This is a genomic window from Bacillus infantis, from assembly GCF_020171945.1.
Lineage (GTDB): Bacteria > Bacillota > Bacilli > Bacillales > Cytobacillaceae > Bacillus_AB > Bacillus_AB infantis_A.
Window position 1 is genome coordinate 1 of record NZ_JAIVAP010000009.1, and the last position, 17,957, is coordinate 17,957.

Below are 17,957 nucleotides of genomic sequence, written 5' to 3' on the forward strand. Positions count from 1 at the left end.
GGCTTCCTTCAGATTCCACGTCACCGTGGACACCCTTGCCTTCAGCTAATGGTTCGCATATCCCAACGCCCATAGCGGACTTGCACCGCCTAGTTGATGAACATGCCCGGCACACAAAAGAGCCAGGGGGTCTGTCCCCCTGGCTTGACAAAAATTGAATAGTAACTTAGGATAAACTGATCAACCGTTCAAAATAAAAAATAACCATTCAAACTTTAAAGGATGAATAGGGATGAAAAATAAACAATATTTAATAGCGGATGCACGTAAGGAACAAATTATTAAAGCTGCAATAGATGCATTAAGAGACTATGGTTATATAAACACGAGTCTTTCTAAAATAGCTGATAAAGCAGAAACCAGTACAGGGCTTCTATCGTATCATTTTTCAGGTAAGGAAGATTTAATGAATAATACCTTACTTTATCTGGCTGAACAAGAAAAAGCCTTCATTAAAGAAAAAATAGATAATCAACAAACGTATACCGATAAATTAATGGCGTTTATAGAGGAAGGCATTGCGTATCGGGGCATAAAGCGTGAAAATACGACAGCATTGCTGGAAATTGCTTTCAATGTCCGCACACCAGGCAACGTACCTTATTTCAGGGTAGAAATGCATCCTGAAGAAGAGTTAAATCTTTTGTTAGAAGAAATCCTGTCAGAAGGACAAAAAGCTGGGGAATTCTGTGACTTTGATATTAAAGTGGCTGCAATGATTATTAGGGGAGCAATATCGCTCTCAATGTCCTTGCCACAGATTGAAGATGATCAAAGGTTTGAAGATTATAGTGGCAAAGTGAAGGAAAACATTTTGAAAATGATTAAATAATTTGTTGATGAAAAAAAGAACGAGTGTAAAAAAGTCTTACACTCGTTAAGAGTAAAAAAACCATGTTTTATTTATCCGAAAACTGATTGACTGATCAATATTAAAGTTAAACAATCAGCAAATATTAAGGTAAGGACATTATTGGGTGATATCCGGATCCGGTAATATGTGCCGTCAGTATAAACAGAGAGTGAAAAATTTGAGGAAGGGTTTCCCTCTGTTGTTTTTTTAATATACAAAAGGAAGGTGACGATATGCTCAAAAAGATAAGTAGATATAGAGCCGCGCGACGGGTCAAGGACGGGAACGGGCTTCCGCTAAAGAAATACCGCTGGTGGCAGCCGTTCTCCCGTTCCCTGTTTTACCTCACATTGACAAACGAAGCCGGCCGACAAATGGTGTACGCAGTGGACTTCTCGTATTGGCAGCAGTTTTTCTCAGAAAACGGTAAAGGTAAGGCCCACCTGTATCTTGATGGCAAACATTACGCTGAGTCTAAACTCCCTGCCGCCTTCGCAGTGGCTGGAGGAAGAATCGAGGTAGCATCTACGGTTTTTGGCCTTAAACGCTGCCATTTTGTCACCGGCGAAGGGACGGTGCACCAGCTTACCCCGGATGAAAGTTCTGCTGAAGGCCGACGCGCTCGTTTTGATCGCGAACACCCGACATTGAGCCGCTGGATCGGTTATATTTCATTGATTATGCTCATCGTTCCCCTAGTTCTAGCCATCCCTCAGATCATCGATGCGGTGACTCAGGTACCCCTGATAGCTCAGCGCTTCGGAACCTTCGACTCACCCATTACCTTGCCGATGTGGCTCAACATTGGACTCGGTCTCTGCGCTGCAGCAGGGAGTGTGGAGCGCGCAACGCGACTAAAATGGAACGCATTGCTAGACGGCAGCTTTTAATAGGAGCCGGGGGGACAGACCCTCTGGCCCATCTTCAAAAAGAGCCAAGGGGTCTGTCCCCCTGGCTTTATACCAGAGGGTGGGGTATATAAAGTTCTTCTAAGCTATGAATCTCTTCAGATGTTAATTTGACTGATAATGCTGAAACTGCATCCTCAATATGGGTGACCTTGGTAGCGCCAATTATTGGTGAGGTGACCTCTTCTTTTTGTAACAGCCAGGCAAGTGCCACCTGTGCGCGTGGAAGCCCGCGATTATCAGCAACCTCTGCTACTCTTTCCGCCACTTTGCGATCGGATTCTTCTGTTTTAATAAATAGATTCTTGGCCACTTGGTCAATTTCCGATCGTGAAGTCTGTTCATCCCAATTTCGGGTTAATCGACCTGCAGCAAAAGGTAAATATGGCGTCACGCCAACGCCATCATCTTTACAGAAAGGCAGCATTTCTCTTTCTTCCTCACGATAAAGTAAATTGAGTCTATTCTCCATAGAAATGAATCGGGTCAACCCTTTCTGTTCTGCTGCATGTTGAGCTTTTGCGAATTGCCAGGCTGACATGGATGAGGCACCGATATATCTTACTTTTCCTAACTTAACAAGATCATGCAGTGCTTCCATTGTCTCTTCAATAGGTGTATTGGGATCCCATCTATGAATTTGATATAAATCGATGTAGTCTGTGCCCAAACGTTTTAGACTATTATCCACTTCCGCCATGATCACTTTACGGGAAAGTCCCATTGCATTTGGACCTTTACGCATTGGAACGAATACCTTTGTTGCAATGACAACTTCGTCGCGTTGGGCATTATCTTTTAATGCCCGTCCAAGAATTTCTTCACTGGTGCCGTCAGAGTACATATTAGCAGTACTAAAGAAATTTATGCCTGAATCAAGAGCTTTTTTTATGATCGGTCTGCTATTTTCTTCATTTAATGACCATGGTGCATTACCTCTTTCAGGTATTCCGAAACTCATGGTTCCAAGGCATAATTGTGAGACTTCCAGACCAGATTTTCCTAGTTTTTTATACTCCAATTAAAACTCACTCCTTCTGTAATCATTAATGTATGGACGGTTATCCTTATTATCAGCGAGATAACTCCCATCATCACCAGGGAAGTTGACGTCTCTCATTCGAAAAAGTGCCTGTAGGAACGTTCTCATCGAGCAGTGCAAGCTTCACTGGATGACGTGCTGCCTGTTGAACAGTACCTGTTCCTTCAAAGTTGTTGAGGTCAGTTGCAGTGAAGCCCGGGCACACTGCATTAACCTTAATCCCTGTTGATTCAAGTTCAATTGCAAAAGCAAGGGTAATAGCATTGAGCGCAGTCTTTGAAGGGCTATAAACTGCCCCAAACATTTCACGATGCGTATTGCGCGAATCAGCGCTGAGTGCCAGCGATCCTGCACCACTAGATACATTTACAATGCGTGCAGCAGGAGCTCTGCGAAGCAGGGGCAGCATTGCCTGTGTGACAGCAATGACACCAAATACGTTTGTCTCAAAAACCGTGCGAACCTCTTCAAGAGATGCAACACTTGGTCTCCCAGATTTACCTACCTCTTCAAGCTTTCTGCCAATCTCCCCCGCGTGCGATATACCCGCATTGTTGATAAGGACATCGAGACGACCCAACTCGCTACGGATACGCTCTGCTGCCGCATCGATAGAATGCTGATCCGTAACATCAAGCTGAATAGCTAGAGCGCCTTCCCCAATACTTATGGCCGCTTCTTTTCCTTTGTCGAGATTTCGAGATCCGACAAGGACAGTGAATCCGTGTCTTGCAAGATCTTTTGAGATTTGAAAGCCAATCCCTTTATTGGCTCCAGTAACCAAAGCAACGGGTTTTTTATGCATGATTAACGCTCCTTTTTATACGCAGCAGTTCTTGTCGCTAATGATAAATCTTCTGTAACGTGTCCCTGCATTCAACCAGGTTGACGCATCAACCTGGAACCACTTTAACACCTTGTGGTTGATACGTCAACTCTGCTATACTTCATTTATGAAAAAACAAATGATTAGTGACGAAGAAATGCAGCTATGGCATAGGTGGAAAGGGTCTTATAAGAATATTTTTGGTCGCGTAGTAAAAGACATGACGGAGAAAACTGGTCTATCAGAAGGGGACTTTGGTATATTAGATCGTTTGGATCTTTATGGGAAAGGTAAACTTCGCCAACAAGAATTAGCAGACTCGATGGATTGGACAAAGAGTCGGCTGTCTCATCATTTAACGAGGATGGAAAAACGCGGACTTGTTTTAAGGGAACCAATAGAAACTGAAAGAGGCGTTCAGGTCATCATTACTCCGGTGGGAAAATCGATATTAGATGACGCTCGCCCTGTCGTTTCCTTGGCAATACGTGAGCACTTTTTGAATTTATTAACAGAAAAAGACATTGAGTCGATTACTAGCCTGGCAGAAAAAACAAAAACCAAGCATTCATCAACCTGAACCCCCCGCCACTCTAATGAGGAGCCGGGGGGACAGGTCCCTTGGCCCACACCATCAGAAAGAGCCAAGGGGTCTGTCCCCTTGGCTCTTTCATGTCAAGGAATGTTATCATAGTGTAATAGATTCCCCTTCCCGAGGGTATAGAGATTAACAGAGACAGGTCCCCAACTCAGCCACAAAAGGAGCCAAGGGACCTCTTATCAATTTTTATTAGGTGGGATTACGTGAATAAGAGATTGAGAACAGGGGCTTGTCTGGCAGCCATCCCCTATTTGATGTTAACAGGCTGCTCGCAATCGGTAACGTCGTCGGAAGAAGGATCAAGGATGCTTGAAGAGTCGAAGCTGCCTCTTAGTGAGATGCATTATACGCTTGACGAAGCTGCAAAGTCACCCAGGTTTGCACGTGAAGCTTCATATAAAGCAATCGAACCTTCTCAAGGGGCAAAGCCGTTGAAAACTAATTACACAAGCCAGCAGCTTGAGGAAATGCCGAAGACGCAGGCACATGGAGGCAGTACGAAAAGAAGCGTTCCTTTTGGTCAGACCCTGGCAGCTGGCGCTGAAGATCAAACAGATGGACCGCTTAAGGAACATAGAATTGTTTCCTATTATGGGCATCCCAATTCTAAAAACATGGGAATCCTGGGAGAATACAGTCCTGAAGTCTTTATGGAAAAATTGAAGGCCCAGACCAAGGAATATTCCGAACTGGATCCTGAACGGCCAGCCATCCCGGCGATTGAACTGATTTCGACCGTCGCCCAGCGGAGCCCGGGAGATGATGGTGATTACATACACCCGACAGCCAGTGAAGACATTGAAACATATGCGAAATTGGCCGAAGAAAACAACGCCCTGCTAATCCTGGATATCCAGCTTGCCCGCGATACCGTCATGAACCAGGTGAAATCGGTGGAAAAATACCTGAACCTGCCTTTCGTCCACCTAGCCATCGATACCGAATTCCATGTCAAAGAAGGGCAAATTCCCGGAGTGGATCTGGGCACAGTCGATGGGAAGGAAATTCAAGAGGCAATTGAATATGTATCAAACCTAACAGCCGAAAATGGACTGCCTGACAAACTGGTCATCGTCCATCAATTCGCAGGAAATGTCCTCATCAACAAGGACTCCATCCATCCTACAGACAACACACAAGTCGTCATCAATTTCGACGGCCATGGATTGGATGCCATCAAAAGAGCCGGGTACAATGAATTTGTGCAAAAGGAGCCTATTCAGTACGGCGGTTTTAAAGTGTTCTATAAAAAGGATGAGCCGTTGATGACACCTAAGGATGTTTTGGAATTGGATCCGGCTCCGGGGTTTGTTAATTATCAATAGAAAAGAGCCAAGGGGTCTGTCCCCTTGGCTCTTCCCTTGGCTCTTTTTGATAGTTTCGTTGTACTGTCCAGCAACAGACCCTGTAAAAGATAACCTCTTTCAATACATTGTGTATTAGGAAAAAAATACGAAAAACAGCAATGGACTAGGAGGTGAAATTTATACTACTTGTATTCATATTTATTATTGATGCTCTATATGATTCTAATCCTGAAGACATAATTGCCATTGATGAGCCTGAGCTATCACTCCATCCAACATATCAAAAAAGACTATCTAAACTTTTAGCTAGGATGGCTAAGGATAGACAAATAATTATTGCAACCTACTCACCATACTTCGTTAACCTAGAGAATCTTGCAAACGGTGCTACTATTTCAAGGGTACACTTAGAAAACGGAACCTCCACTGTTTCACAGTTGAGTAATAAACATAATAGATTTATTCAAGGGGCACTAAAAGATTACCGAAATCCACATATGCTTGGAATAAATGCTAGAGAGGTCTTCTTTTTAGACGATAATAACAAAGAAATTAAAACAGAATATAAAATAGCAACTGAAGAAATGTTTAAAAAAATTAATGAATATTTTAATTAGGGCAGATGTTCCATTTCAGTGAGACTATAAAACACTGTTCTTCCATGTTTCGTTTTCCACCTTGGAAGGTATAAATCTTGAGAGAAAACAATAAACCTTATAAATCCCCTTCCTATGGAGGGGGTCTTTTTATGAAACTAATTGAGGAATGGATAAGGAAGCATAGCATTAAACATACTGAAAATGTCAAAGCAAAATATGTAGTTAAGTTTTTAATCAAAAGCTAAATGAAAACCAGGTTCTTAAGGTAAAGGTATCTTCTGAGAGGGAGGCTGTTATTCGAGCTTGCGATTGTGAGATTGAAGAGTATTATACTAATAGAAGTATAAAGCCCTCTCAACCTTATCCTTATATAGAATTTAACCTACATAAGATACAAAATTGAATCTATATAATCAATGAACAATGAAAAGAATAATGTATAATTAAGGAAGGAAGGGAGAATTCATAATGAAAAATTTTTTCTACAGAACTATTATTAGTATTATATTGTCAGCCATTGTCTTAACTGTTATCTTATTGCCAAATACCTTACAAGGCATTGAAGATAAGGTACCAGCTATATTTGTAGTTTTTTTGTACTCGTTATTATTTATTTTGTTATATGGTGGGATTTCTTCTATCGTAGCAGAAATCATAAGCATAAGAATAATTCGTGGTAACCGTGTTTTGATTAAAACTTTTATATATTTACTCGCCTTAATTGTATTCTCTTTACTCTCACCTTCTGTGATATTTACTATCTACGCGTTTATAATTGCAATTATATACTTTGTATTAGACGAATATTTAAGAAAAAAACAAACCCAAGTGTAAGTTTAATTTCACTTGGGTTTTGTTTTTTTAGTTATAGATACTAAATTCTATAGATGCATTTGGCATTGGTGGAGCCAGATACAGTAACCCTTTATTCGCATGCGTAAAAATAGTTATTTTCGCATCAGAATTTGGAATGTATGCGTACATTTCATGAGCTGGAGCCTGATCATGCGTTCCACTTATTTGGATATCTCCGTCATAGCTTACAGCTCCTACATAAGTATAATCAATTACAGGCGGTTCCGCACCAATAATATCAAAAGGGTCTCCAACTGCATGTACTACTTTCCAGGAAACAAAAGAAGAAGTGGCCTCAACATTAGTTTTTGACATTGTATAGCTCGTTTGAGTTTTAAGATCCGTAGTACCATTACAATTGTATCTTGCACTTTGGCCTACATCTCGAGTTACCCAACTAGTTGATGCGGTAGAACTTCCTGGAAAATAAGCTTGTACTTCCGTTTTAGTTCTATATTTTGAACTATTAAATGCAAAGGTTCTACCGTCCCCCCTAAAAGTTGGACAAGATAAGGGGTTTCCTGGAATACCAACTTTTACATCTGGAATAAAGGTAACGTATCTAAAGTTATATTTCTGAGGAGTTGCAGCAGCGATAGAATAAGTCTGTGCTCCAGCTAAACTTTGGTTATTTTCTTGTCCTTCGCTAAATGTTTTTACAATCTTCCCCAAGTCAAATGGTTCGTAAGACAAATCTCTAGCGATATCGGGAGTAACTGTCCACCCACTCACTTTAGCCTCTTCAATTGCTTTAAAAGTTTCTGCCTCGCTCTTCTTTTTCTCACCTAATACACGATACGTGTAATATTTCCCTGGTTCAATATCAGTATCAACGTATTGATTTCCCCTCACTTCACCTAGATATTTATCATCTCTGTAAAGGTCTACAGTACCATCTTCATCTGGTAAATTTTCATCCCACTTAATTGTTACCTTGTTTCTTTTGATTACTGCATCAATTGTTGTCTCATCCAGTAATTTTTCTTTCTTTGCTACTTTCAAAAGTGTCTTCTTTTTATCTGCTTTAGTCATGATCCTTAATTCTACTTGATCTACAACTTTATTATTTTCATCTAATGAAACAAGTAAAAACTTATTTTGCTTCTTTGGAGTCAGTTTTTCAACTGTAAATTCATGTTCAGTTCCAGACCATAGTTCTTTTTTTCCCGAAAATAGTTTAAAAGCAGGAGAATCCGACTCCCACTCAATACGCACACTATTCTTGCTAGCCTGATACTTTACTTCCAAATCACTAGATGCACTGGCACTGTTTAGAGAAAAAAATAATCCCATTAGTACCATGAAACCTGTTAAAAATACTTTTTTCATACTTCTCCTCCTGTTTATCTAAGATTGAAATACCAATAAATTACAAGTAAATTATTAACATAATAAAAACTATAGAGAATCAGTAGAAAGTACTATATTTGTATACTTTATTACAAAAATGTATTTAAAACCCATATACATTTAAGAGAATCTGCTTTAAAAGAAAAGTTTATCACTTTCAAAAATACTGCGAATACTTAAGATTGATTTTTTATATACCTTACTTTGTTAAAGTATCTGAAATTAGTCTTAGATTTCTTTTTCTTTAAATGACTATGGGAACACTCAAGGATTAAAATTACTATATTGGAAAAAAAGCATTTATAAAGTATATAGTTTAGGTCTAGTAAGAGCTTTTACTATCGGCCCCTTTTCAAACAATCCAATTTTTTTATAAAATAAAAGCCCTCTCTTTAAGAAGGGCTTTGTTCATTTTTTTGGAAATCCTTTCAATGACTATGCTAACTTCTATTAATCATAATTTGATCACAACTTCCTCTCTTTTGTACTTTTTCCCTCACCCCCAAAACCGCCCCACCTCCTTCTCAAACCCCAACCTCACCATCCCCACCGGCCCATTCCGATTCTTCGCGATATTCACCTCCACTTCATTCCCCACCTCACTCTTGCTGTCATAATAAGCATCCCTATACAAAAACAGCACCAAATCCGCATCCTGCTCAATATTGCCTGAATCGCGCAGATCAGAAAGCCGGGGACGTTTGTCCGCCCTTGACTCCACTCCCCTGGACAGCTGCGACAAGAGGATAATCGGAATCTTGAATTCCTTCGCCATGCTCTTCAGTTGCTTTGTGATGTACCCGATGGTAAGGTCGTGACGGTCAAAGCGCTCCTTGACGGTAATGAGCTGCAGGTAGTCAATGACGACAAGGAAGGGCTCGGTGGGATGCTCACGCTTCAGGTTCATGATATGCTGGCGGATTTCCATGAGGGTGACGAGACCGTTTTCCTCCACGGCCAAATTGGCTTTATACACATTGTTCATGGCTTCCTGCATCCTCCCCATCTCTTCAATCGACAGGTATTTATGAGGATTATGCCATTTCATCATATTGATGCCGGACAGGCTGCAGAGCAGCCGCTGGAAGATCTGCTTTGCGCTCATTTCCAGTGAGAAGACAAGCGATATTCCGTTCCTGCTTGCACACTCCCAGGCGAGCTGGATGGCAAGCGCCGTCTTCCCCATCGAGGGCCTTGCGGCGAGGATGATGAGTTCCCCTTCCTTCCAGCCTCCTGTCAGCCCATTGAGTGTTTCAAAGCCAGTGTCCACGCCCGGTAGTCCTGTCTTCTGTTCATATAGCGATTCATACAGCTGCAGCAAAAGATCATCTTTCGTCATTTTATCTTTGTTATGAATGGTGTGATATTGGATAAGCGTCTTATAAAGCTCTGCCGCTGCTTCAGGGGTGAAATCGCCAAGGAAATAGTGGGCAGATTTGCGGATCAGACCCAGCTGATAATACTTAAGGACAATCTGTTCATACTGATCAAGATTGGCAGCCGTCGGACAGCTATTAGCAACTTCCACAAGATAACTCACACCACCGGCATTCTCAATCTGGGCGCCCAGCTCTTCCACGAGCATGACCATATCAATCTTCAATTTTTTGCTCTCCAAAGCCCTCATCGCGGAAAAAATCTGCCGGTTCTCCGCCTGTGTGAAATGCTCCGGTCCCAGGGTCAGCTGCTCAATCACCTGAGGCTCAAGCAGGACTGCCCCAAGTATCATGCTTTCTGCCTCCAGCAGCTTTTCCCTCGGCTGGTCACTCCTCCCAAGGCGGTCGTAGTTTATCCCTATACCTTCTGTCCCCAATCTTCTTCTCCCCTTCCCGTTCCCATTCTTTCATCATGTCCAGCACCGTTGTCTCCGTCTCATCCCTCACATAAAGATGCGCCAGTGCCGGCCGGTAAGAATTTTGCCTGATATAAGCATCCAGCCGCTGCTTCACGGCCAGATACCTGCATTCCGATAAATGATGATTCCAGATCTCAAGGGTATCAAGGTCCATCCGCTTTCCAGGAAAAGCAAGATGGATTTCCTTGATCACCCTGTTGAACTCCTCCAGCGTCATGCATTCTCCACTCTCTCACCCAAGGCGGCAAGCGCCTCTTCCAGCCTCTGCTCCAGCACCTCCGGCGGTTCATACGATTCCAGGATCTTCTCCAAATATTTCGGGCTGTTGATCGTATCATGTACATCGCCCTGCTCCACCTTGTCAAACTGATCATCCATAAACGCTGTCAGCTGCTCAGTCGATAGCGGAGACTCACAAATTCTTTCAATCGCTGTCAAATCCATTGCTGTCAGGAAAAATCCTTTGCCTCTCCTCACCATGAAATGTTCAGCAACAGCAGCGATTTTTGCTCTCCGGACATCTTCGGAGATGCTGTTGTTGTTGTTGTTTTTATTCTTTCTTTTCTCTCTTTTATTTCTTTTCTCTATTGTGTCTTCAGGTTCGATTCGCGAGTCCTCCACGTCCGATTCACGTGCAGGCGGCAAAAAAGGATCCTGTCCGTTTTCAGCCTGTACTTCTGCCGTATTTTTTGCTTCCACTTCAGCCAGTTCACGGCCATCTGCTGGTTCCTCCACACCCATTTCAGCCAGTTCACGGCCATCCGCAGGTTCCTCCACTCCAAGCACCGTAAACAAAAACCCATGCGGAAACCGCTCCGCCGTAATCAGACCGAGCTTCTCCAGCCGCTTAATCGAACGCTGAATCCGCGAATGACTGTAAAAATCCTTCTTCTTCACATTATAAAACCACAGATCCTCCCGCAGCAGAGTGATCGAACGAACATACTGCCCCGCATTCAGCACTAACTCACCGCACGGCACCTCATCCTTCACCATCGCATCACTCTTCAGCAGCAAATACAACCGCAAATCCTCCACATGATGAAATACCTCACTCCACCGAACCTGCCTCTCAAACTGCGTCCACCCATTCATCTGCATCTGCATTCCCCAATCACTCCTTTTTGTTTGTTCACCTCTTATATATAGATGTGAATGGGAAATGGACATGGTGTGCGGAACTTTTTTTGGTTTTTCCATGGGTTCTGGTCCATTGGCTTTTTTTTGTGCCGTGGGGTCTGGTTCCTCGGCTCTTTTTGGAAGCCACTGGGTCTGGTCCCCTGGCTCTTTTGAAACATACGCGAATTTGGCCTAAGAAAATAACACCCCGCTGATCCTAGTTGTACAGCTCGCCCGCGAAACCGTCATGAACCAGGTGAAATCGCTGAAAAAATACCTGAAACTGCCTTTCGTCCACTTAGCCATCGGTACCGAATTCTATGTCAAAGAAGGACAAGTTCCCGGAGTGGACCTAGGCACAGTCGATGGGAAGGAAATTTAAGAAAAGAGCCACGGGGTCTGTCCCCTTGGCTTTTCTCCTTGAGTTTTACCATGTATTTATCTGTTAGAATTTTCGAAAAAGTATACCGAAATAGAAGACATTATTTTAATGGGTTGGAGGGATAAGTTTCTTATCCCTCCCCTACTACTCTATATTGGCTACCTGTTTTCTAAATTCATTACCTAGACAGCCATATTATTAATAAGTAGAACAAGACTTTATTAAATCTTCAGCCCACTTAACAACTTCAGGATTACTACTAATATACATTTCTTGATCGCCCCTACCATTTGTTTGCATCTCAATTCTACCATTAGGTAATTCATTCCACACGTTAACGTTATGAGTGAACTGCTTTTGCTCTCCTTTAAAGACGGAAGGCAATTCCCAAAATGATTTACTTGTTGCGTTCTGTTTAGTAAGTATTAGCTCATTGTCGTACATAAAGGTCCCCCACCCTGCCTTTCTAGGATGCGTTGAAAATTTCTTTGATGCTACATAAACGGTATTTCTTTTATTTCCATAATCGCTTCTCTTCTTAATATGGGGATGGTAAGTCGTCCATGAAGGAACTGGTTTTCTTGCCTTAATGTCTAATACTCTATCAACTTCTAAATATCCAAAAATAGCATGAACATCAGGAACGTCTTTACTATATCTCCAAACTCCATTCACCTTTCTTGCTTTTTTAAACCAACCAAAGAACAGGAATAAGTCTCCCTCCCCAACAAAGCGATTACGCAAGGTTCCTTCTGAAATTCCGGATTGTCCAAATAATCCTCGCCATCTCTCAGGTCTTTCCTTTAATATAGATTTTTGTAAATCTGGATCCAAATGTGCTTCTGAAAATAAATTAATACCCAAATCCTTCATTACTTTTAAATAGTCTTCATCTCTTGAATATTTCAAGTCCTTATAGAAATCACCTGAATCAGCCCTTGGAATAGGTAAAGAAACAAATTTATTATCTAAAATTGGACTTGGCTTTCCACCAGTAGTACTATCAAACCCTTTCCGACTTATTATTACCTTCCTTGCCATTTTCTTTGATCCCCTTCCTAAAAAACATTAAAGACTATAAAAGTGCGGCTGCTAATGAACAGAACTACTGAAAGTCATATAATGCAGTTCGCCTTCCTTCATCTGTTATTCTCCATATTTTGGAGCAAACAACTTTATGTAATTTATTCATACCTGCTCTGTTAGCTGTTATACCACCAAATTAGCTAAAGACATACCTATGCATCATTTTTGATATCTTTTGTTGTTTGTATAATAAAAGATATCATCTTCATCCTCCTCTATTAACATTTATCCCTACCCAAAGTGCAACTCTCTATGACAATTCGGACAAACCGCAATTGCGTTTTCCACTGTATCCTTCCCACCATCTGCTAATCTCGTTATATGATGGACTTCTAAGTATGGAGTTCCATCTGAAGCTCTTTTAAAGGGCGCCTCGCTTCCACATTTCTCACAAAATCCATCCGCTCGAATTAAAACCTCTGCAATAACGTCCGCACTCCGCTTAAAAGCCTTTGTTGTAACCTCATATATTTCTGGGTAAGAAGAGTTTCTATTTTTTAATCGTGCTTCCCTTTTCTTTGTATCATCTTTCATAGCCTGTTTCACGGCCTGATATAATTCCTCATCAGTATCCACAACTGTGTTTAGCCTTTTAAGTAATTGATCTATTACTTCATAATGCCTTTTGTCAATTTCAAACAATGTTCCTCTATGAAAATAAACGGTCTCACAATCATCTAACGCTTTAGTTTTTTTTAAGATCTCCCACTCTAAGACATTCTCGTAGTCTTGAATCTTTTGAAACTCTACAAATAATTCGTTATCTTCTTCGTATTTATCGACTACCTTACATAAAGTAGTAATTGCTCTTATATCTCCTGTCTCATAGGCAAATACTAAATCACCCACTTTAATCTCATTAAAACACTTTGGATTTTTGCGCTTATTCCCATCGGGATTGAGGTTAGAATAGGTTTGACATGTCCCTATCTTTATAGAAGAAAATGTCCAGCCATAGGCTGATGAATCCACGTTTAACCAGTAATATCTTGTTCTGCTTATATATTCGGGCAAAACTATATACTTCCCTCTATCAATTCTCTCGAAGTACTTCTTATAAGTTGGACTGTGAGTATTTTCGCTCGCATTAGGCAAAATCACTTTTATCAGATTCTCGCTCGCATGTATTTCCTTTCTTTCACAAAAACTTCTTACCTTTTCAGTAGTAATTGGTTCCTTTATTTCTCCAGATATAACCGCTTTTACAATCTCAAATCCTAATCCCTTGTCTCCATGTTTTGTCACTCAGTAAACAACTCCCATATTTGCTATGCCAAAAGATAAATTCAATTTTTAAGTAGTATTTCCAATTCTTAAAAACTGCCCCTATACAAAAATCGTGAACTAAAAATAGTTATCTATACCTACCAATCCACCCAACCAACCTAGACCTACTATACTCATACCACTGCGAACACAACAAATACTTCTTCCCCAAAACGCTAACAGGCTTAGCATAATACCGGCTCCGCCCAGTATGATCCATCTTGAGTTCATCAATCTTACCCATGTCCGTTACTTCCCTAAGCAAAGGAAAATTCAGGTCAAAAGTGTTTTTGGAATACCTTTTGTCCTTCAAATTCTCTATCACTGATAGTGGAACACGACCACTTTCCAAAAGCTTTCTCAAGTCTGTTTGGGCGATAACCCCTATCTTCCTTTCAAAAGCATGCACGCTTTCTACTGCTCCCGCTACAGCCACCTCTTTTTCAGCAGCATTGTAGTCTTCAAACTTTCGGACTTTCCTATTTAACCGCTTCAGCAGCCTTTTCTTTTCCTCTATCTTCTGTTCCAACTCCAACAGTTCTTTCTGCCTTCTACTGATTGTTGTTTCAAGCTTTGAAAGTTCTAAGGTTTTATTAAGCATGGGGTCCTCCTCTATACGCAACCACGATTCGACTATATCTATGTTATTATAATTATACCAAATAAACCCATATATCAGGAAAGGATCATCCATGCTAAAACAAGGAATCTACGAAGAAATCATTACAAAAAAGCTCCAAGAAGAGCTCACAGACTCCAACTTGGATTTTGATATTGGAAGGTCGCCTTTGGACGTTGAGGAAGCAAGAAAAGTCCTCTCTTCCTACATCAGCTCAGTTACCAGAAAGGCTCTAAAAGCTGTTCGCGATGAGGAAAAAAATGACCAACTGGCGCTTTTAAAACAAATCGAGACCTGCAATGAAATCATTAGCACTCTAAGTCAGCGATTAGATCACCAGGAATTTGAACAGCTAAAAATCGCCGAGGAAGGCGAGGTCTTGACTCATATCTACTCTAAGATGAACTCCATCCGAAGCATCGGCAAACAGGAAGTCATCCGTCCCATAACGCCCATCTCTGAGAGCTCGTTATTCACTGGTTCTAGCTATGAGCCGAATATGCTGGGTGAGTTGAAGAAGGAAATTGTCTCTTCTGACTCTATTGATATGCTAGTTTCTTTCATCAAGTGGAGCGGCTTGCGAATCATTTTAGAGGAACTGAAGACTTTCACTGAGCGTGGTGGCAGACTTCGGGTGATTACGACTTCTTATATGGAAGCCACTGATTACAAGGCGATTCAGGAGTTGAGTAAGCTTTCCAATACTGAGATCCGTATTTCTTATGATGTGCAGCGGACAAGACTTCATGCCAAGGCTTATCTTTTTAAAAGAGATACCGGGTTCAGTACGGCTTATATTGGCTCCTCTAACCTTTCCAATCCAGCCCTAACTTCTGGGCTCGAGTGGAATGTAAAGGTAACGGAGAAGGATTCCTTTGATGTTCTTAAGAAGTGTGAAGCCACCTTTGAAAGCTATTGGAATGATAGGGAGTTCAAAGAGTTTAATGGAGAGAATGAGGAGGACAATCAGACTCTTAAGCTGGCCTTGGAAAAAAGCAAAGTGGCTGAGGAATCGGTTCAATATCTTTTTGATATTCAGCCTTACTTTTACCAAAAAGAGATCCTTGAAAAGCTGCAGGCAGAACGGGAGGTTCATCATCGCTATAAAAATCTGCTAGTTGCAGCAACTGGTGTGGGGAAAACCGTGATTTCCGCCTTCGATTACAAACGCTTCAGGAAAGCAAATGATGGCAAAGCAAAGCTACTATTCGTTGCTCACCGTGAAGAAATCCTGAAGCAAAGCTTGGATACCTTCCGTGCCATTTTACGAGAACCAAACTTTGGGGACATGCTTGTAGGAGCACAACAACCGTCCTCCCTGGATCACTTATTTGTCAGTATTCAGAGCTTTAATAGCAAGGAACTCGATAAGCATACCGAAAGCGGTTATTACGATTTTATTATTGTGGATGAGTTCCACCATGCCGCGGCAGACTCTTATCAAAAGCTGCTCAATCATTATCAGCCGCAAATTCTCCTAGGATTGACCGCTACTCCTGAAAGGATGGATGGGAAAAGCATCCTCTCTTACTTTGATGATCATATAGCAGCTGATATGCGGTTAACAGAAGCGATCAATCAAAAGCTGTTAAGCCCTTTTCAATACTTCTGTGTCACCGACACCGTCGACCTTTCAAGCTTGAAATGGTCGAGAGGCGGGTACGATACCAAGCAATTAGAAAATGTCTATACGTCCAACGACCTTCGAAGCTCTCAAATTGTTCAGAGCGTACAGAAGTATGTCACGGATATTAGCGATGTAAAAGGATTAGGGTTTTGCGTGTCAATTGCCCACGCTCAGTACATGGCAAACTTTTTTAACAAGTCCGGTATCCCTTCTATCGCCTTGTTTGGAGGAACGGACAGAAAATCCCGTTTAGAAGCACAGCAGCTGCTTGTTTCAGGAGAAATTAAGTTCATCTTCGTCGTTGATCTATACAATGAAGGAATCGACATCCCAGAAATCAATACCGTCCTGTTCTTGCGCCCAACTGAGAGTATGACAGTCTTCCTGCAGCAGCTTGGACGTGGCCTTCGTTTATCAGAAGACAAAGATTGCCTGACCGTCTTGGATTTCGTCGGACAAGCTCACCGCAACTATTCATATGAGGAAAAGCTGAGAGCTCTGATCGGAAAGTCAAAACACTCTGTCCAGTACTATGTGGAAAACGGATTTTTCAACCTGCCAAAAGGCTGCTTCATCCAGTTAGAAAAGCAAGCGAAAGAATACATCCTTCGAAACATCAGAGCAGGTGCCAATACCAAAGGAAACCTAGTAGCCAAGTTAAGAACCTTTGATCACGATACCGGGAAATCTCTCTCTTTGAAAAATTTCCTGGAGCACTATCATCTGGACCTCTATGATTTTTATGGAGGAAATAAAGACCGAAGCTTTTCCCGGCTATTAGTAGAGGCTGGCCAGGCTGAAGACTTTAAGTATGAGAACGAGGATTGGCTGACAAAACGATTGCCAAGCTTATTTCATCTTAATTCAAGAAAGCTGCTGAAGTTTTTACAAGATTATATAGAAACAGGAAAATCCAGTGGCAAAGAAGAAGAACTGATGTTGAACATGTTATATTACTCTTTTTATCAATCCCATCCTGAAAAAGAAGGGCTTTCTTCTATTAAGGAAGGCATTGAAAAAGTATTAAAGCATTCTGTCTTCAAAGAGGAAATCAAACAGATTATTGGGGTATTATACGATTCACTTGAAACGGTAGAACTACCGCCTAACCTTGACTTCCCTTGTCCGCTTAAAGTACACAGCCGCTATTCAACTGCCCAAGTATTGGCTGGACTGGACTACAATAACGAAGAACAAAGTCCAGCATTCCGAGAAGGCGTCAAATACTTTAAAGACAAGAAGCTCGACATCTTCTTTATCACTTTAAACAAATCAGAAAAAGATTTCTCACCCTCAACGCTATACGAGGACTATGCCATAAACGAAAGATTATTTCATTGGCAAACCCAGAGTAAAGTAAGCGAGGAGAGCCCGACTGGCCAACGGTATATCCACCACCGTAACACGGGGAACAAAATCGCTCTGTTCGTCAGGGAATATAAAAAAGAAAAAGGCAGCCTCCCTTCACCCTTCGTGTTCCTTGGAACTGCAAATTATATAAAACATTCAGGGAACAAACCGATGAATTTTGTTTGGGAGCTTGAAGAAGAGATGCCTTCTTATTTGGTGCCGAGGGCTAATAAGAATATTCTGTAGTCAATTAGAATAAAATGTGCCGTGCCCTCCACATGTTTAAATGCTGTAATATATGTGGAGCAGACA

General features: G+C 41.5%; 17 protein-coding genes. 8 read left to right on the forward strand and 9 right to left on the reverse strand.

The window, feature by feature from the left end; translation table 11 throughout:
• The first annotated feature begins 232 nt into the window (after nucleotides 1–232).
• Both LCM00_RS13485 and LCM00_RS13490 read left to right on the forward strand, forming a co-directional pair.
• Nucleotides 233–832, forward strand: a complete 600-nt coding sequence (locus LCM00_RS13485) for a TetR/AcrR family transcriptional regulator (protein WP_224902796.1) — start codon at nucleotides 233–235, stop codon at nucleotides 830–832.
• Between the two features lie 254 nt (nucleotides 833–1,086).
• Nucleotides 1,087–1,743 (forward strand): hypothetical protein, encoded by a 657-nt coding sequence (locus tag LCM00_RS13490; protein ID WP_224902799.1) that lies wholly within the window; start codon nucleotides 1,087–1,089, stop codon nucleotides 1,741–1,743.
• 67 nt (nucleotides 1,744–1,810) lie between these two features.
• Here the strand turns inward: LCM00_RS13490 and LCM00_RS13495 are convergent, their stop codons facing one another.
• Nucleotides 1,811–2,782: an aldo/keto reductase gene (locus LCM00_RS13495; RefSeq protein ID WP_224902802.1), complete on the reverse strand. Its 972-nt coding sequence runs from the start codon at nucleotides 2,780–2,782 to the stop codon at nucleotides 1,811–1,813.
• A gap of 73 nt (nucleotides 2,783–2,855) precedes the next feature.
• Nucleotides 2,856–3,608, reverse strand: a complete 753-nt coding sequence (locus LCM00_RS13500) for an SDR family oxidoreductase (RefSeq protein ID WP_224902807.1) — start codon at nucleotides 3,606–3,608, stop codon at nucleotides 2,856–2,858.
• Nucleotides 3,609–3,756: 148 nt separating this feature from the next.
• Here LCM00_RS13500 and LCM00_RS13505 point away from each other — a divergent pair, with 148 nt between their 5' ends.
• The 4 genes from LCM00_RS13505 (at nucleotide 3,757) to LCM00_RS13520 (ending at nucleotide 6,970) form a co-directional block, all read left to right on the forward strand.
• Nucleotides 3,757–4,209, forward strand: a complete 453-nt coding sequence (locus LCM00_RS13505; RefSeq protein ID WP_224902811.1) for a MarR family winged helix-turn-helix transcriptional regulator — start codon at nucleotides 3,757–3,759, stop codon at nucleotides 4,207–4,209.
• Nucleotides 4,210–4,433: 224 nt separating this feature from the next.
• Nucleotides 4,434–5,555, forward strand: coding sequence for a hypothetical protein (locus tag LCM00_RS13510; protein ID WP_224902813.1), 1,122 nt, complete (start codon nucleotides 4,434–4,436; stop codon nucleotides 5,553–5,555).
• A gap of 152 nt (nucleotides 5,556–5,707) precedes the next feature.
• A complete protein-coding gene (locus LCM00_RS13515; RefSeq protein WP_224902815.1) occupies nucleotides 5,708–6,154 on the forward strand; it encodes an AAA family ATPase in 447 nt (148 codons plus the stop codon).
• Between the two features lie 450 nt (nucleotides 6,155–6,604).
• Nucleotides 6,605–6,970, forward strand: coding sequence for a hypothetical protein (locus LCM00_RS13520; RefSeq protein WP_224902817.1), 366 nt, complete (start codon nucleotides 6,605–6,607; stop codon nucleotides 6,968–6,970).
• 27 nt (nucleotides 6,971–6,997) lie between these two features.
• Here LCM00_RS13520 and LCM00_RS13525 read toward each other — a convergent pair whose 3' ends face one another.
• The 4 genes from LCM00_RS13525 to LCM00_RS13540 all read right to left on the reverse strand — a co-directional run bounded on the left by LCM00_RS13525 (nucleotide 6,998) and on the right by LCM00_RS13540 (nucleotide 11,303).
• Complete coding sequence (locus LCM00_RS13525; protein WP_224902820.1) at nucleotides 6,998–8,320, reverse strand: DUF3238 domain-containing protein; 1,323 nt, start codon at nucleotides 8,318–8,320, stop codon at nucleotides 6,998–7,000.
• A 517-nt stretch (nucleotides 8,321–8,837) separates the two neighbouring features.
• Nucleotides 8,838–10,154, reverse strand: coding sequence for a replicative DNA helicase (locus tag LCM00_RS13530; RefSeq protein ID WP_224902822.1), 1,317 nt, complete (start codon nucleotides 10,152–10,154; stop codon nucleotides 8,838–8,840).
• A complete protein-coding gene (locus tag LCM00_RS13535) occupies nucleotides 10,105–10,413 on the reverse strand; it encodes a hypothetical protein (protein ID WP_224902823.1) in 309 nt (102 codons plus the stop codon). Before LCM00_RS13535 ends, LCM00_RS13530 begins: the two co-directional genes overlap by 50 nt.
• On the reverse strand, nucleotides 10,410–11,303 hold the full coding sequence (locus LCM00_RS13540) for a hypothetical protein (protein ID WP_224902827.1): 894 nt from the start codon (nucleotides 11,301–11,303) through the stop codon (nucleotides 10,410–10,412). Before LCM00_RS13540 ends, LCM00_RS13535 begins: the two co-directional genes overlap by 4 nt.
• A 259-nt stretch (nucleotides 11,304–11,562) precedes the next feature.
• Here LCM00_RS13540 and LCM00_RS24665 point away from each other — a divergent pair, with 259 nt between their 5' ends.
• The gene (locus LCM00_RS24665; protein WP_263623357.1) at nucleotides 11,563–11,697 is read left to right on the forward strand and encodes a hypothetical protein; all 135 of its coding nucleotides are present in this window, start codon (nucleotides 11,563–11,565) and stop codon (nucleotides 11,695–11,697) included.
• 198 nt (nucleotides 11,698–11,895) lie between these two features.
• Here the strand turns inward: LCM00_RS24665 and LCM00_RS13545 are convergent, their stop codons facing one another.
• The 3 genes from LCM00_RS13545 to LCM00_RS13555 all read right to left on the reverse strand — a co-directional run bounded on the left by LCM00_RS13545 (nucleotide 11,896) and on the right by LCM00_RS13555 (nucleotide 14,650).
• The gene (locus LCM00_RS13545; RefSeq protein ID WP_224902830.1) at nucleotides 11,896–12,738 is read right to left on the reverse strand and encodes an Nmad3 family putative nucleotide modification protein; all 843 of its coding nucleotides are present in this window, start codon (nucleotides 12,736–12,738) and stop codon (nucleotides 11,896–11,898) included.
• Nucleotides 12,739–13,014: 276 nt separating this feature from the next.
• Nucleotides 13,015–14,028 carry an HNH endonuclease gene (locus LCM00_RS13550; protein ID WP_224902833.1) on the reverse strand — a complete coding sequence of 338 codons (1,014 nt, stop codon included), beginning with the start codon at nucleotides 14,026–14,028 and terminating at the stop codon, nucleotides 13,015–13,017.
• Between the two features lie 109 nt (nucleotides 14,029–14,137).
• Nucleotides 14,138–14,650 carry a hypothetical protein gene (locus LCM00_RS13555; protein WP_224902836.1) on the reverse strand — a complete coding sequence of 171 codons (513 nt, stop codon included), beginning with the start codon at nucleotides 14,648–14,650 and terminating at the stop codon, nucleotides 14,138–14,140.
• A gap of 91 nt (nucleotides 14,651–14,741) precedes the next feature.
• Here LCM00_RS13555 and LCM00_RS13560 point away from each other — a divergent pair, with 91 nt between their 5' ends.
• On the forward strand, nucleotides 14,742–17,891 hold the full coding sequence (locus tag LCM00_RS13560; protein ID WP_224902839.1) for a DEAD/DEAH box helicase: 3,150 nt from the start codon (nucleotides 14,742–14,744) through the stop codon (nucleotides 17,889–17,891).
• Nucleotides 17,892–17,957 lie beyond the last annotated feature (66 nt).

Excerpts from the sequence above, each read along its gene's own strand:
- LCM00_RS13485 (WP_224902796.1), top strand. The coding sequence starts at position 233 with ATGAAAAATAAACAATATTTAATAGCGGATGCACGTAAGGAACAAATT.
- LCM00_RS13490 (WP_224902799.1), top strand. The coding sequence starts at position 1,087 with ATGCTCAAAAAGATAAGTAGATATAGAGCCGCGCGACGGGTCAAGGAC.
- LCM00_RS13500 (WP_224902807.1), bottom strand. The coding sequence starts at position 3,608 with ATGCATAAAAAACCCGTTGCTTTGGTTACTGGAGCCAATAAAGGGATT.
- LCM00_RS13505 (WP_224902811.1), top strand. The coding sequence starts at position 3,757 with ATGAAAAAACAAATGATTAGTGACGAAGAAATGCAGCTATGGCATAGG.
- LCM00_RS13520 (WP_224902817.1), top strand. The coding sequence starts at position 6,605 with ATGAAAAATTTTTTCTACAGAACTATTATTAGTATTATATTGTCAGCC.
- LCM00_RS13525 (WP_224902820.1), bottom strand. The coding sequence starts at position 8,320 with ATGAAAAAAGTATTTTTAACAGGTTTCATGGTACTAATGGGATTATTT.
- LCM00_RS13535 (WP_224902823.1), bottom strand. The coding sequence starts at position 10,413 with ATGACGCTGGAGGAGTTCAACAGGGTGATCAAGGAAATCCATCTTGCT.
- LCM00_RS13540 (WP_224902827.1), bottom strand. The coding sequence starts at position 11,303 with ATGCAGATGCAGATGAATGGGTGGACGCAGTTTGAGAGGCAGGTTCGG.
- LCM00_RS24665 (WP_263623357.1), top strand. The coding sequence starts at position 11,563 with ATGAACCAGGTGAAATCGCTGAAAAAATACCTGAAACTGCCTTTCGTC.
- LCM00_RS13545 (WP_224902830.1), bottom strand. The coding sequence starts at position 12,738 with ATGGCAAGGAAGGTAATAATAAGTCGGAAAGGGTTTGATAGTACTACT.
- LCM00_RS13555 (WP_224902836.1), bottom strand. The coding sequence starts at position 14,650 with ATGCTTAATAAAACCTTAGAACTTTCAAAGCTTGAAACAACAATCAGT.
- LCM00_RS13560 (WP_224902839.1), top strand. The coding sequence starts at position 14,742 with ATGCTAAAACAAGGAATCTACGAAGAAATCATTACAAAAAAGCTCCAA.